This window comes from Reyranella sp., from assembly GCF_050185545.1.
Taxonomy (GTDB): Bacteria; Pseudomonadota; Alphaproteobacteria; order Reyranellales; family Reyranellaceae; genus Reyranella.
The window spans coordinates 27,693-41,560 of the sequence record NZ_JBFWZI010000020.1 but is presented as its reverse complement, the minus strand read 5'-3'; the positions used below and the strand labels follow the sequence as shown (position 1 = coordinate 41,560).

At 66.1% G+C, this 13,868-nt stretch carries 10 protein-coding genes; 8 read left to right on the top strand and 2 right to left on the bottom strand.

Annotated elements, in window-relative coordinates:
* The first annotated feature begins 9 nt into the window (after window positions 1-9).
* Complete coding sequence (locus tag AB7O82_RS08080) at window positions 10-1,494, top strand: amidase (RefSeq protein WP_428619169.1); 1,485 nt, start codon at window positions 10-12, stop codon at window positions 1,492-1,494.
* A 260-nt stretch (window positions 1,495-1,754) separates the two neighbouring features.
* Here the strand turns inward: AB7O82_RS08080 and AB7O82_RS08075 are convergent, their stop codons facing one another.
* Entirely contained in the window at window positions 1,755-3,047 is a 1,293-nt protein-coding gene (locus AB7O82_RS08075; RefSeq protein WP_428619153.1) for an NCS2 family permease, read from the bottom strand.
* A 334-nt stretch (window positions 3,048-3,381) separates the two neighbouring features.
* Here AB7O82_RS08075 and proS point away from each other — a divergent pair, with 334 nt between their 5' ends.
* Genes proS through AB7O82_RS08055 form a run of 4 tightly spaced genes read left to right on the top strand, consistent with a single transcriptional unit; the run spans window position 3,382 to window position 7,951 of the window.
* Window positions 3,382-4,695 (top strand): proline--tRNA ligase, encoded by a 1,314-nt coding sequence (gene proS, locus AB7O82_RS08070; protein ID WP_428537496.1) that lies wholly within the window; start codon window positions 3,382-3,384, stop codon window positions 4,693-4,695.
* 17 nt (window positions 4,696-4,712) lie between these two features.
* Complete coding sequence (locus tag AB7O82_RS08065) at window positions 4,713-6,026, top strand: FtsX-like permease family protein (protein WP_428537493.1); 1,314 nt, start codon at window positions 4,713-4,715, stop codon at window positions 6,024-6,026.
* Window positions 6,019-7,278 (top strand): ABC transporter permease, encoded by a 1,260-nt coding sequence (locus tag AB7O82_RS08060; protein WP_428537490.1) that lies wholly within the window; start codon window positions 6,019-6,021, stop codon window positions 7,276-7,278. Before AB7O82_RS08065 ends, AB7O82_RS08060 begins: the two co-directional genes overlap by 8 nt.
* Window positions 7,271-7,951, top strand: coding sequence for an ABC transporter ATP-binding protein (locus tag AB7O82_RS08055; RefSeq protein ID WP_428537487.1), 681 nt, complete (start codon window positions 7,271-7,273; stop codon window positions 7,949-7,951). Before AB7O82_RS08060 ends, AB7O82_RS08055 begins: the two co-directional genes overlap by 8 nt.
* A gap of 186 nt (window positions 7,952-8,137) precedes the next feature.
* Here the strand turns inward: AB7O82_RS08055 and AB7O82_RS08050 are convergent, their stop codons facing one another.
* A complete protein-coding gene (locus AB7O82_RS08050) occupies window positions 8,138-8,311 on the bottom strand; it encodes a hypothetical protein (protein WP_428619150.1) in 174 nt (57 codons plus the stop codon).
* A 105-nt stretch (window positions 8,312-8,416) separates the two neighbouring features.
* Here AB7O82_RS08050 and dnaE point away from each other — a divergent pair, with 105 nt between their 5' ends.
* The 3 genes from dnaE (at window position 8,417) to rpsB (ending at window position 13,835) form a co-directional block, all read left to right on the top strand.
* The gene (dnaE, locus tag AB7O82_RS08045; protein ID WP_428619148.1) at window positions 8,417-11,866 is read left to right on the top strand and encodes a DNA polymerase III subunit alpha; all 3,450 of its coding nucleotides are present in this window, start codon (window positions 8,417-8,419) and stop codon (window positions 11,864-11,866) included.
* The gene (locus AB7O82_RS08040; RefSeq protein ID WP_428537481.1) at window positions 11,863-12,867 is read left to right on the top strand and encodes a DUF72 domain-containing protein; all 1,005 of its coding nucleotides are present in this window, start codon (window positions 11,863-11,865) and stop codon (window positions 12,865-12,867) included. The genes dnaE and AB7O82_RS08040 overlap by 4 nt, the downstream gene beginning before the upstream one ends.
* A gap of 176 nt (window positions 12,868-13,043) precedes the next feature.
* Window positions 13,044-13,835 carry a 30S ribosomal protein S2 gene (rpsB, locus tag AB7O82_RS08035; protein ID WP_428537478.1) on the top strand — a complete coding sequence of 264 codons (792 nt, stop codon included), beginning with the start codon at window positions 13,044-13,046 and terminating at the stop codon, window positions 13,833-13,835.
* Window positions 13,836-13,868 lie beyond the last annotated feature (33 nt).

Genomic DNA, 13,868 nt, shown 5'->3' with positions numbered 1-13,868 from the left:
GAGGAGCAGTTGCGCCAGGTGGCGGCGGACATGGGTCTGTCGCTCAGCGATCGCGACGTGACGTCGTTCATCGACCTGATGCGGCCGAGCGTTGCCGCCTACAACGTGGTCGACGCCATGCCCGACAACCTGCCGCAAGTGAAGTACCCGCGCACGCCCGGCTATCGCCCGCCGCCCAGCGAGAACAAGCACAATGCCTGGTACGTCAAGACAACGGTGAACGGCGCGTCGCGCGGCAAGCTCAAGGGCAAGACCGTCGTGCTCAAGGACAACATCATGCTGGCCGGCGTGCCGATGATGAACGGCGCGGCGACGCTCGAGGGCTACGTGCCGGATATCGATGCCACCGTCGTGCAGCGCATCCTCGATGCCGGCGGGACGATCGTCGGCAAGGCCCATTGCGAGAATTTCTGCCTGTCCGGCGGCAGCCACACCAATGCGACCGGCCCGGTGCACAATCCCCACAAGATGGGCTACTCGGCCGGCGGCTCGTCCTCGGGCAGCGCCGTCCTGGTGGCTCTCGGCGAGGTCGACATGGCGATGGGCGGCGACCAGGGCGGCTCGATCCGCATGCCGTCCTCGTTCTGCGGCACCTACGGCATGAAGCCGACGCACGGGCTGGTGCCCTACACCGGCATCATGCCGATCGAGATCTATGTCGATCACACCGGTCCGATTACAGCGAACGTTTCGGACAATGCGCTGCTGCTCGAGGTCCTGGCCGGTCCCGACGGCTACGATTCACGCCAGATCGGGGTCAAGACTCATCCCTACACCAAGGCGCTCGAGGACGACATCAACGGGTTGAAGATCGGCCTCGTCACCGAGGGCTTCGCCCAGGCCAATGCCGAGACCGACGTCAACGCCAAGGTCAAGGCCGCTGCGAAGAAGCTCGAGGCGCTCGGCGCCACCGTGGGCGAGGTTTCCATCCCGATGCATCTGCTGGCGCCGGCCCTGTGGATGCCGATCGGCACCGAGGGCCTGACCCAGACGATGATGTGGGGCGACGGCTACGGCGTCAGCCGGCCCGACCTCTACGTCACCAGCCTGATGGACTTCCATCGCAACTGGCGCACGCGCGCCAACGAGATGTCGGAGACGACCAAGCTCTTCACCATGTTCGGCACCTACATCCGTCGCTACTACGGCAGCCGCTACTACGGGAAGGCGATGAATCAGACGCGTCTGCTGACCGCGGCGTACGATGTCGCCCTGGCCCAGTACGATCTCCTGATGATGCCGACGACACCGATCAAGGCGACCGAGCTGCCGCCGGCTGACGCCTCGCGCGAGCTCTATGTCGAGCGGGCGCTCAACATGATCTCCAACACCGCGCCGTTCGACATCACGCATCATCCGGCCATGGCCGTGCCGTGCGGGATGTCCGATGGCCTGCCCGTGTCGATGATGCTGGTTGGCAAGCACTTCGACGAGCCGACGATCTACAAAGCTGCGTTCGCGTTCGAACAATCGCGCGATTGGAAGGCAATGTGAGCCGGACCAAGGCAATGTGAGGCAGACAAAGAAACGGCGGGCCATGCCCGCCGCTTCATCTTTTCCCGAAACTCGTCTCACACGGCAGCTTGTGCTGCTCTCCTCCCTAAACTCAGGCTGCGCGCCTAAGCATTAGGCTCATTAGCCGGAACGCCGCCACTTGCCAAGACCTTTTCTTTCGGCCATCGGCCCATCGCCAGAACAATTGTTGTGGCAACGGCGTATCCGCCAACAAGCATATTTCCCCTGGAAGGGTGTGATTATCCAATGATCACGTACTTGACCACGAACAGCACTGCGAGGATGCCGACCGCCGGATGAATGTCGCCGAAACGACCCGTCGCGACCTTGATGCCGGCATACGAAATGAAGCCGAAGGCGATGCCCTCGGCGATCGAGAAGGTGAAGGGCATGGCGAGCGCCGTGATTACCGCCGGCGCTGCCTCGGTGATGTCGTCCCATTGCACCTCGGTCAGGCCGCGCGTCATAAGGCAGGCGACATAGAGCAGGGCGGGCGCGGTGGCGTAGGACGGGATGGAACCGGCGAGGGGCGCCACGAACAGTGCCAGGATGAAAAGCACGCCCACGACCGCCGCCGTGAGACCGGTCTTGCCGCCCGCATTGATGCCCGAAGCGCTCTCGATGTAGCTCGTCGTCGTCGAGGTGCCGACCGCCGCGCCGATCATGGCGGCACCGCTGTCGGCAATCAGGGCGCGGTTGAGCCGCGGCACCGTGCCGTCCGGCCGCATGAAGCCGCCGCGGTGGGCGAGCGCGATCAGCGTGCCCGTGTTGTCGAACAGGTCGACGAACAGGAACGCGAAGATGACGGTGAGCAACCCCACGTTGAGGGCGCCGGCCAGGTCCATCTGCAGGAACACCGGAGCGATCGACGGGGGCACGTCGAATATGCCGGCGAACTTCTGCTTTCCGGCGGCGATGGCCACGATCGTCACCGCCAGGATGCCGATGATGACCCCGCCCATGATCCGCCGGTACTCGAGCGCCACGATCAAGACGAAGCCCAGCGTCGCCATCACCACCGGGAAACTGGTGAGATCGCCGTGGGAGATCAGCGTCGCCGGATGGGCGACGACGATCCCGGCATTCTTGAGCGCGATCAGGGCGAGGAACAGGCCGATGCCTGCTGCAATCGCCATCTTCAGCGATCGGGGGATGGCATTGACGATCCATTCGCGGATCGGCAGCACGCTGATGATGAAGAAGATGACACCCGACAGGAAGACGCAGCCCAGAGCCACCTGCCAGCTGAACTTCATTCCACCGACGACGGTGAAGGCGAAGTAGGCGTTGAGTCCCATGCCCGGCGCCAGGGCGATCGGGTAGTTCGCCAGGAATGCCATCAGGAAACAGCCGATGGCGGCCGCCACGCAGGTCGCGGCGAACACGGCGCCGAACGGCATGCCGGCTGCCTTCAGGATGTCGGGATTGACGAAGATGATGTAGGCCATCGTCAGAAAGGTCGTAAGCCCGGCGACGAGCTCGGTCCGGACGTTGGTCTTGTTCTCGCCGAGCTTGAAGAGCTGCTCGAGCATTTGGCTCTCCCCGGTTGTTGCAGGGAGTGTGCCGGCATCCGCCTGTGCAAATCCAGTCGAGAGGCGCGGCGCTCTTCCTCCTCCCCAGCTTCGCTGGGGAGGTGTCGCCGCCTGCCCTGGGCGAGGTCGAAGGGTCATACGGCGACGGAGGGGTCATGGGCGACAGGAGGTATTGCTCATGACCCCTCCGCCCCCGATTACAGGGGCACCTCCCCAGCGAGGCCCAGCGAAGCTGGGGAGGAGAAGAGGGCCCCGTTTGCCATCGCAGGCCGCGTTTTCTACAGTCCGCCGCCCTTTCCCTTCCGAATTCTCCCAAAGTCAGGACCGAGCCCCGATGCGGATGAGCCAATATTTTCTGCCGACCATGAAAGAGAATCCGGCAGAAGCGCAGATCGTCTCGCATCGCCTGATGCTGCGGGCGGGCCTCGTCCGCCAGACCAGCGCCGGCATCTATGCCTGGCTGCCGCTCGGCTTTCGCGTGCTGAAGAACATCGAGCGCATCGTGCGCGAGGAACAGGACCGGTCGGGTGCGCAGGAAGTGCTGATGCCGACCATCCAGTCGGCCGACCTGTGGCGCGAGAGCGGCCGCTACGATGCCTACGGGCCCGAGATGCTGCGCATCAAGGACCGGCATGATCGCGAGATGCTCTACGGCCCGACCAACGAGGAGGTGATCACCGTGCTCTTCCGCGATGGCATGAAGAGCTACCGCGACCTGCCGAAGAACCTCTACCACATCCAGTGGAAGTTCCGCGACGAGGTGCGGCCGCGCTTCGGCGTCATGCGCGGCCGCGAGTTCCTGATGAAGGACAATTACTCGTTCGACCTGGACAAGGCGGGGGCCACGCACTCCTACAACAAGATGTTCGTCACCTACCTGCGGACCTTCGCCCGCATGGGGCTGAAGGCGATCCCGATGCGCGCCGACACCGGCCCGATCGGCGGCGACCTCAGCCACGAGTTCATCATCCTGGCTGACACCGGCGAGAGCGCCGTATTCTGTCACAAGGGCTTGGTCGACAAGGACATTCTCAGCCGCCGCATCGACTACTCGGCCGACCTGCAGCCGATCGTGAACGAGTGGACGTCGCTCTATGCGGCAACGGACGAGATGCATGACCAGGCAGCCTTCGAGAAGATCCCAGAGGGCGACCGGCTTGCCGCACGCGGCATCGAGGTCGGCCATATCTTCTATTTCGGCACCAGGTACTCCGATCCCTTGAAGGCGACGGTGGCGGGTCCCGGGGGTGAGCAAATCGTCGTCGAGATGGGCTCGTACGGCATCGGCGTGTCGCGCCTCGTCGGCGGCATCATCGAGGCGAGCCACGACGATGCCGGCATCGTATGGCCCGAATCCGTGGCACCCTTCAGGGTGGCGATCGTCGACCTGAAGCCGGACGACGGCGCCGTGGCCGGCGTCTGCCGCAAGCTCTATGACGAGCTTTCTGCGCGCGGCGTGACCGTGCTGCACGACGACCGCGACCTGCGGCCGGGCGGCAAGTTCGCCGACATGGATCTGATCGGCACGCCTTGGCAGGTGATCGTCGGGCCCAAGGGCGTGGCGGCCGGCAAGGCCGAGCTCAAGAACCGGCGCACCGGCGCCCGCGAGGAGGTGCCGTTCGACCAGGTCGTCCAGCGGTTCGCCTGAGCCGGGTCGCGGGCGCCATGCCCTTCGCCGCCATCGAGCGCCTCATCGCCTTTCGCTATCTGCGCGCCCGCCGCGAGGAGGGATTCATCTCGGTCATCGCGGGCTTCTCGCTGGTCGGCATCACGCTCGGCGTCGGCACGCTGATCGTCGTCATGGCCGTCATGAACGGCTTTCGCGTCGAGATGCTGCGCCAGATGTCGAGCATGAGCGGCCAGCTCGGTGTCCAGGGCACCAGCGACGGCCTCGACTCCTCGTCCGACCTGTTGACCCGGATCGATGCAGTGCCGGGCGTCGTCGGTGCCGCGCCGGCAGCCGAGGGACAGGTCATGGCCGTGGCCGGCAATCACGTGCGCGGCGTCGTGCTTCGCGGCATGCGCCCTCAGGATATCAAGGCGCGCACGCCGCTCTCCGCCGCCATCGACGGCCCCCCCGATCTGCGCGCCCGCTATCGGGCGCAATGCCGCGGCGAGGAGGACAAGACTTTCGACTGGGGCACCCTCGAGGGCTTCGGTGATGGCTTCTCGATCATCATCGGCCGGCGGCTCGCCGACCTGCTCGGCGTGAAGGTGGGCGACGTCGTGCAGCTCGTGTCGCCGGTCTCCGTCGCCACCCCGCTCGGTGTCATGCCGCGCTCGGCGGCGGCGCGGGTGGCTGCGGTCTTCTGTGCCGGCATGTACGACTACGATGCCAATTTCGTCTATGCGCCACTCGCCGACGTGCAGCGCCTGCTCGATCTCGGGAGCAAGCTGACCGGCATCGAGGTGTTCGTGAGCGAGGGCATGCCGTTGTCGTCGACGCGCCGCCTGGTCGCGGCGGCCGTCGGCGCGCAAGGCTGGGTGTTCGACTGGCTGCAGGCCAATTTCGGGTTCTTTTCAGCGATCCAGGCGCAGACCAATGTCATGTTCCTGGTGCTGACCATGATTGTGCTGGTGGCCGCCTTCAACATCGTTTCCAGCCTGGTCATGCTGGTCCGCACCAAGGCGGCCGATATTGCGATCCTGCGCACGATGGGCGCGACCCGGGCCACCATCATGCGGGTGTTCCTGCTTGACGGCCTGGCGATCGGCGGTATCGGGACGGCATTGGGCGTCGTTCTGGGCCTCGCCTTCGCGCGCAACATCGAAGCCATCCGCCAGTGGCTGCAGCGCACCTTCGACATCGTGCTGTTCGACGAGACGCTCTATCTGCTGGCCGAGCTGCCGGCGCGTATCGAATGGTCTGAGGTCGCGGCTATCGCCGCCATGGCAATGGTCTTCGCCTTGCTCGCCTCGCTCTATCCGGCGGCGCGTGCCGCCCGGCTCGACCCCATCGAAGGGCTGCACCGTGAGTGAGACCGCCCCGGCCGTCGAGCGCTGGCTCGCCTGGCGCTACCTTGCCACCCGCCAGCGGGAGGGCTTCGTCTCCTTCATCGCCATCTTCTCGCTGATCGGCGTGGCGCTCGGCGTGGCCACCCTGATCGTCGTGCTGTCCGTCATGGGCGGCTTTCGCCAGCAGCTCCTCGGACGCATCATCGGCATGAACGGGCACATCGTGATCACCGCGCGTGACGGCATGGTGCGGGCGACACCGGAGTTGCTGGCCAGGCTGGGGGCGTTCCCGGGTGTGACGGCGGTCCGTCCCGTGCTCGAGCGCCAGGCCCTGATCGCTTCGGGCGGGCAGACGCGAGGAGCGATGCTGCGCGGCATTCGACCAGAGGACCTCCGGCGGCGGGAGATCGTCGCTCACAACATGGCCGTTGGCGACCTGGCGGGCTTCGGCGCCGAGCCGGGCGTGGTGATGGGCGAGCGCCTGCGCCTGGCTCTCAACGCGGGGCTCGGCGACAAGATCACCCTGGTGACCCACAAGCTGAACGAGAACGGCACGATCTCGCCGCGCTACACCGACTACAGCGTACTTGGCAGCTTCCTGACGCGCCGCTTCGAGTACGATGGCTCCCTGGTCTTCATGCCGCTGGCGATGCTGCAGGACGACCTCGAGTACGGCAACGAGGCGGTGACCTCGATCGACCTCGACATCGCCGACCCGTCGCAGGCACCGCGGATGGCGGACGAGATCCGCAAGTCGCTCGGACGGGACGACCTGAAGGTCGCCCACTGGCTCGGGCTCAATGCGCGGTTCGTGGGCGCGCTGCAGGTCGAGCGCGTCCTGATGTTCATCATTCTCACCCTGATCGTCGCCGTGGCGGCGATGAACGTGGTGGCAAGCTTCACCATGCTGGTGCGGGTGAAGCGCGGCAGCATTGCCATCCTGCGCACCATGGGCGCCTCGCCGCGGACGATCGTTCGCGCCTTCTTCATGTCGGCCGCCGCGGTCGGCCTGGTTGGCACTGCCGTAGGCACGGCACTCGGTCTGCTGGTCTGCGCCAACATGCCGGCCATCGGTGCCCTGCTGTCGCAGATCACCGGAGCGGCGGGCGGCGGTGCGGCCGAGGTCGATTTCATCACTTCCATGCCGGTGCGCGTGCAGGCGGCCGAGGTGGCGACCATCGTCGTCGTGGCCATCGTGCTGTCGCTGCTGGCGGCTTCCTATCCGGCATGGCGCAGCACGCGAATCGAGCCGGTCGAAGGGCTGCGCCATGAATGAGACGACCTCGCTGCTGTCCCTGCGCGACATCACGCGCACTTTCGTGCAGGGTGACCGTCGCCTCGACGTGCTGCGCGGGATCGCACTCGACTTGCATCAGGGTGAGATCGTCGCCCTGGTCGGGCAGTCGGGCAGCGGCAAGTCGACCCTGCTGCACATCGCCGGTCTTCTGGAACGACCGACCGGCGGCGACGTGGTCATCGACGGCCGATCGGCCGGCACGGCGAGCGACCGCGAGCGCACCGAGCTGCGCCGCCGCTTCCTGGGCTTCGTCTATCAGTATCATCACCTGCTGCCGGAGTTCTCCGCCCTGGAGAACGTGATGCTGCCGCAGATGCTGAACGGGCAGACGCGGCGAACGGCCCGGCGACGCGCCGCCGAGCTTCTGGCAATGGTCCAGCTCGAGGCGCGCGGCGACCATCGGCCGGGCCGGCTGTCGGGCGGCGAGCAGCAGCGCGTGGCGATCGCCCGCGCCGTCGCCAATGCGCCGCGCGTGCTGCTGGCCGACGAGCCGACCGGAAATCTCGACGGGGCGACGGCCGAGGTCGTGTTCCGCCAGCTGCTGGCTCTGGTGCGCGAGACCGGAATGGCGGCGCTGGTCGCCACCCACAATCCCGAGCTCGCCCGGCGCATGGATCGCACCGTGACGCTCAGGGATGGCGTGCTGGCCTAGCGGCCCAGCCTGCGTGATTGCTCGCCGTGTTGAAATGGCTGCCCGGATCGACATGTCGACGCGCGCGGCCACGCCACCAGAATGGAGGGCACGGAGGATGCGTGGCGGTCCTCATCGTGAAGAATTTCCCGGACAGGCTCTACCGGAAGCTGGAAGGCGCGGGCCAAGCGCGAGCGCCGCTCGGTTTCACAGGAAGTCATGGTCCTGCTCACCCAAGGCCTGGAGCCACGCCCGCGAGCCACGCTCCTTGATTTGCGCGGGCTTGGAAAGGAACTGTGGCGAGATGTCGATGCCGGCTCGCATGTCGAGAACGAGCGAGAGCCATGGGTCGTGCGGTGAATACAGCCGAATGGTGGGCACTGGCCGACACCCCAATCTCGGCCTACGCGCACGGACCGTACGTGACGCTCAAGAAAGGCAGACCGGCGGCCTGACTTTCCACAAGATTGGAAGCGATGATGAGGCGTGCCCACCGCTGATTTCGTCCATCTGAAAGTCCGATCCGCCTACTCGCTCACGGAAGGGGCGAACAAGGTCGATACCATCGTCTCGCTTGCCAAGACGAACGAGATGCCGGCCGTCGCCGTCACCGATCGCGGCAATCTGTTCGGCGCCCTCGAATTTTCCCAATACGCCGCCAAGGCGGGCATCCAGCCGGTCATTGGCTGCGATCTCGGGATCCGGCGAGAGGACAAGAGCGGGCTGGCGACGCCTGAGAAGGCCCTGGAGGCGGATTGGCTCACGCTGCTGGTCCAGAATGAGACGGGTTATCTCAACCTGATGCGGCTGGTGAGCCGGGCTCACCTCGAGTTCAAGACGGGCTCCCTCTCGGCCCTGCCGCTGGCCGAGCTGGTGGGCAACACGGATGGCTTGCTGGCCCTGGCGGGCGCACCGGGCAGCGGCGTGGCCCGCCTGCTTGGTGTCGGGCAGGGGCCTGCCGCCGCTCACCAGCTCGAACGCCTGCAGGCGGCGTTCGACGGCCGGCTTTACATCGAGCTGCAGCGCCATGGCGAGGATCTGGAGCGACGGATCGAGGAGCCGCTGATCGATCTCGCCTACCAGCGCGGGCTGCCGCTGCTGGCGACCAACGACGTCCACTTCCCCAGACGCGCGATGTACGAAGCGCACGACGTGCTGCTCTGCATCGAGCAGGGAGCGCACATCGAGGACCCCAACCGCCGCCGGCTGACGCCCGAGCACTACTTCAAGTCCGCCGCCGAGATGCGCGAGTCCTTCGCCGATCTGCCGGAAGCCTGCGACAACACCCTGGTGGTGGCCCGCCGCTGCGCCTACATGCCGGCACCGCGCAAGCCCATCCTGCCGCGCTACACCAAGCTCGCGGGCCGTGCCGACAAGGAGGCGCTGGCTGAGATGGCCGAAGCCGGCCTGGCGACGCTGAAAGCCAGCGGCCGGCTGTCGCCGGACATCGATTTCGCGAAGTACCTGGAACGGCTCTCCTATGAGCTCGGCATGATCGAGAAGATGGGCTTCTCCGGCTACTTCCTGATCGTCGCTGACTTCATCCAGTGGGCCAAGGACAACGGCATTCCTGTCGGCCCCGGGCGCGGCTCGGGAGCCGGCTCGCTGGTCGCCTGGTCGCTCAAGATCACCGACCTCGACCCGCTGCGTTGGGGCCTGCTGTTCGAGCGCTTCCTCAACCCCGAACGTGTGTCGATGCCGGACTTCGACGTCGATTTCTGCCAGGACAAGCGCGACCGCGTGATCCGCTACGTGCGTGACGAATATGGTCACGACAGGGTTGCCGCCATCATCACCTTCGGCAAGCTGCAGGCGCGCGCCGTGCTGCGCGATGTCGGTCGTGTGCTGGGCATGCCCTATGGCCAGGTCGACCGCATCTGCAAGCTGGTGCCCAACAATCCGGCCAAGCCGGTGACCCTGGCCCAGGCGCTGGAAAGCGAGCAGCTCCTCAAGGAACAGTATGCCGGCGACGAGGAGATCAAGCGCCTGATCGACCTGGCGCTGCAGCTCGAAGGCCTGTACCGCAACGCCTCGACCCATGCGGCCGGCGTGGTGATCGGCGACCGCCCGCTCGATCAGCTGGTGCCGCTCTATCGCGATACCGACAGCAAGGAATCGCTGCCGGCGACCCAGTTCAACATGAAGTGGGTCGAGACGGCAGGGCTGGTGAAGTTCGATTTCCTCGGCCTCAAGACGCTGACCGTGATCGAGAAGGCCTGCGCGCTCGTCGGCAAGGCAAATATAGACATCGCCAAGATACCGCTCGACGACGAACCGACCTTCAAGATGCTGGCCAAGGGCGATGCCTACGGGGTCTTCCAGATGGAAGGCAGCGGCATGCGCGACATCCTGGCGAAGCTGAAGCCCAACCGCTTCGAGGACCTGATCGCACTGGTGGCCCTTTATCGTCCTGGCCCGATGGACGACATCCCGACCTACATCAGCGTCAAGAACGGGCTGGAGAAGCCCGACTACCTGCACCCCTCCCTGAAGGGCATCCTGGAAGAGACCTACGGCATCATGGTCTACCAGGAGCAGGTGATGCAGATCGCCCAGGTCCTGTCGGGCTATTCGCTGGGCGGCGCCGACCTGCTGCGCCGTGCCATGGGCAAGAAGATCCAGTCGGAGATGGACGCCCAGCGCGCCACCTTCATCGAGGGTGCCCGCAAGAACAACGTCGAGGAGGCGCGCGCCTCGTTGATCTTCGACAAGGTGGCGAAGTTCGCCGGCTACGGCTTCAACAAGTGCCATTCGGCGCCGTATGCCCTGGTTGCCTACCAGACGGCCTTCCTGAAGGCCAATCACCCGGTCGAGTTCTTCGCCGCGTCGATGACGCTCGACATGGGGAATGCCGACAAGATCGGCAATTTCCGGCGCGAATTGGAGCGGCTGCAGATTCCCATGCTGCCGCCGGACATCAACCGGTCGATGGCCGAGTTCGCCGTCGAGTTGACGGCCGACGGCAAGAAGGGCGTGCGCTATGCCCTGGCGGCGATCAAGGGGGTGGGGCGCGACGCGATGAACCGTCTGGTCGAGGAGCGGCAAGCCAACGGCCCCTTCAAGGACCTGTTCGACATCGCCGAGCGACTGGACCAGCGTGTGATCAACAAGCGTCTGCTCGAGAGCCTGGTCAAGGCCGGCGCCTTCGATTCGTTGAACCAGAATCGCGCCCAGACTTTCGGCGCCGTGGAGGTCCTGTCGCGCCATTCGCAGGCCACGCACGAGGCGCGCACCAGCAATCAGAACAGCCTGTTCGGCGACGACACCGCCCAGCGTCGGCCGCAGCTTCCCAAGGTGCCCGACTGGGCACCGATGGAGCGCCTGCAGAACGAGTTCTCGGCCATCGGCTTCTATCTGTCCTCGCACCCGCTGGCGGCCTACGAGCGCAGCCTGAAACGGCTGGGAGTAAGCCGTGCCGCCGACCTCGCGGCGCTGCTCGGTCGCGGGACGCCCGGACGCATCAAGCTGGCCGGCACCGTGATCGACCGGCAGGAACGCACGTCTGCCAAGGGCAACCGCTTCGCCTTCGTTCAATGCTCGGACCAGTCCGGCGCCTTCGAACTCACGGTGTTCAGCGAGCTTCTGGGCAGCAAGAGAAATCTGCTCGAAGCCGGCCAGGCGATCCTGGTTTCCGCCGATGGCCGGCTGGACGGGGAGCAGGTCAAGCTCACGGCACAGTCGATCGACAGGCTGGAGGAGGCGGTGGCCAACGCGGCGGCAGGCCTGCGCGTGGTCGTGTCGGACTGTGCGGCTGTCGAACCCCTGCGCAAGGCGCTCGACGGCAAGCGCGGCCGCGGCAAGGTCACGCTGGTCGTGCCCATGACCGACGACGATGCCGAGGCGGAGGTTACCCTGCCGGGCGCCTACGGCATTGCCGGCGGCTTGCGCGATGCCATCGGCAGCTTGCCCGGCATCATGCAGGTGGAGGAGATTTGAGCCACCAGGCCGAGCTGTTCGCTCGACCGAGCCCGCCGGCAAAGCGGGCGGGAGAGGTCCGTTCGGCGCCGGACTCGCCCTTGCGCCAGGCACCGCCGGTGCCGGCCGGGATCAGGCTCGGGACATCGTCGTGGTTCTTTCCGGGATGGCGCGGCCTGGTCTACGACCGTCTCTATCCGGAGGCCACCCTGAGCCGCCATGGGCTCGCGGCCTACGGCGAATTCCCGCTCTTGCGCACTGTCAGTCTCGACCGCACCTTCTATGCGCCGATCTCGACGGTGGACTATCAGCGCTACGCTCGCCAGGTGCCGGACGGATTCAGCTTCGTCGTCAAGGCCCCCGCCGTGGTCTGCGACGCTCTGGTTCGTGACGAGCAAGGCCGCGGCCGGGTCGCCAATCCTCATTTCCTCGATCCCGGAATGGCCTCGCGGGAGTTCATCATGCCGTGTCTCGACGGGCTCGAGGCCAAGGCCGGGCCGCTCGTCTTCCAAATCTCGCCGTTGCCGCGCGAACTGGTCGAGGATGCCGCCTCGCTGGTCGAGCGGCTGGCGGCCTTCTTCGGCGCCCTGCCGGCCCGCCTCGGAACCCACCGGCCGCTTTATGCGCTGGAGCTGCGCAATGGCGAGCTGCTGACGCCGCGCCTGATGAAGATGCTGGCCTCCGCCGGCGTCCGCTATTGCGTCGGCCTGCACGACCGCATGCCCGAGGTCGAGCGCCAGGAGACGGCGCTGCAGGCGCTCGACGCGCTCTCGCCGGGCCCCCTGGTCGTGCGCTGGAACCTGCATCGCGGCTTCCGCTACCAGGCAGCCAGGCAGCGCTACGAGCCGTTCGACCGGCTGGTCGACGAGGACCCTGAAACCCGGCGCGTCCTGGCCCGGATGGCCGCCCAGGCGTTCGGCAAGGGCCATCCGGTCTGGATCACGGCCAACAACAAGGCCGAGGGGAGTGCGCCATGGTCACTCCTCGGGCTAGCCGAGGAAATCGCCAAAATTCTGTCATAACCGCTTGATTTTGCTGGTACTTGCAATAACCGGGCGAAGCCGTTAGAACCACGCCCACTTCGCACGCGGGTTTGCGGTCGACGGGGAGACATCCCGCCGCTCGCTCCGGTGTCCTTCGAGCCTTCGGGTCTCGGGGACGGCGCCCGCGGAGGATCAACCGGAAAAGGAGAAACGGCATGGCCATGCCGACCTTCACGATGCGTCAGTTGCTGGAAGCCGGTGTCCATTTCGGACATCACACCCGGCGGTGGAACCCCAAGATGAAGCCGTACCTGTTCGGGGTGCGCAACGGGGTCCATATCATCGATCTCACCAAGACGGTCCCGCTGCTCGAGCAGGCGCTCCTGCAGGTCCGGCAGATCGTCTCCAATGGCGGGCGCGTGCTGTTCGTCGGCACCAAGGCGGCGGCGGCCGACCGGATCGCCGAGGCGGCCAAGCGCTGCGGCCAGTATTACGTCAATCATCGCTGGCTGGGCGGCATGATCACCAACTGGCAGACGATCTCGGCATCGATCAAGCGTCTGCGCGAGCTCGACGAGCGCCTGAAGGGCGACGTCGTCGGCCTGACCAAGAAGGAGCAGCTCGACCTGACGCGCGAGCGTGACAAGCTCGAGCGGTCGCTCGGCGGCATCAAGGAAATGGGCGGCACGCCCGACATGCTGTTCATCATCGACACCAACAAGGAAGCCATTGCCGTCCAGGAGGCGCGCAAGCGGGGCATTCCAATCGTGGCGATTCTCGACAGCAATTCCGATCCGGACGGCATCGACTACCCGGTACCGGGCAACGACGACGCCATCCGCGCCGTGTCGCTCTACTGCGAGTTGCTGTCGGGCGCCGTGCTCGACGGCATTCGGGCGGAAATCGCCGCATCGGGCGGCGATCTCGGCGAGCTCGGAGAGCCAATGGGCGAGGACCTGCCGCCGCCGGCCGAAGGCGAGGGCGCCGAAGCGACGGCGGCGGAGTAAGCCGACACTTCATCTTCGAGTGTTATCTTTCGG

Excerpts from the sequence above, each read along its gene's own strand:
- proS (WP_428537496.1), top strand. The coding sequence starts at position 3,382 with ATGCGGATGAGCCAATATTTTCTGCCGACCATGAAAGAGAATCCGGCA.
- AB7O82_RS08075 (WP_428619153.1), bottom strand. The coding sequence starts at position 3,047 with ATGCTCGAGCAGCTCTTCAAGCTCGGCGAGAACAAGACCAACGTCCGG.
- AB7O82_RS08055 (WP_428537487.1), top strand. The coding sequence starts at position 7,271 with ATGAATGAGACGACCTCGCTGCTGTCCCTGCGCGACATCACGCGCACT.
- AB7O82_RS08065 (WP_428537493.1), top strand. The coding sequence starts at position 4,713 with ATGCCCTTCGCCGCCATCGAGCGCCTCATCGCCTTTCGCTATCTGCGC.
- rpsB (WP_428537478.1), top strand. The coding sequence starts at position 13,044 with ATGGCCATGCCGACCTTCACGATGCGTCAGTTGCTGGAAGCCGGTGTC.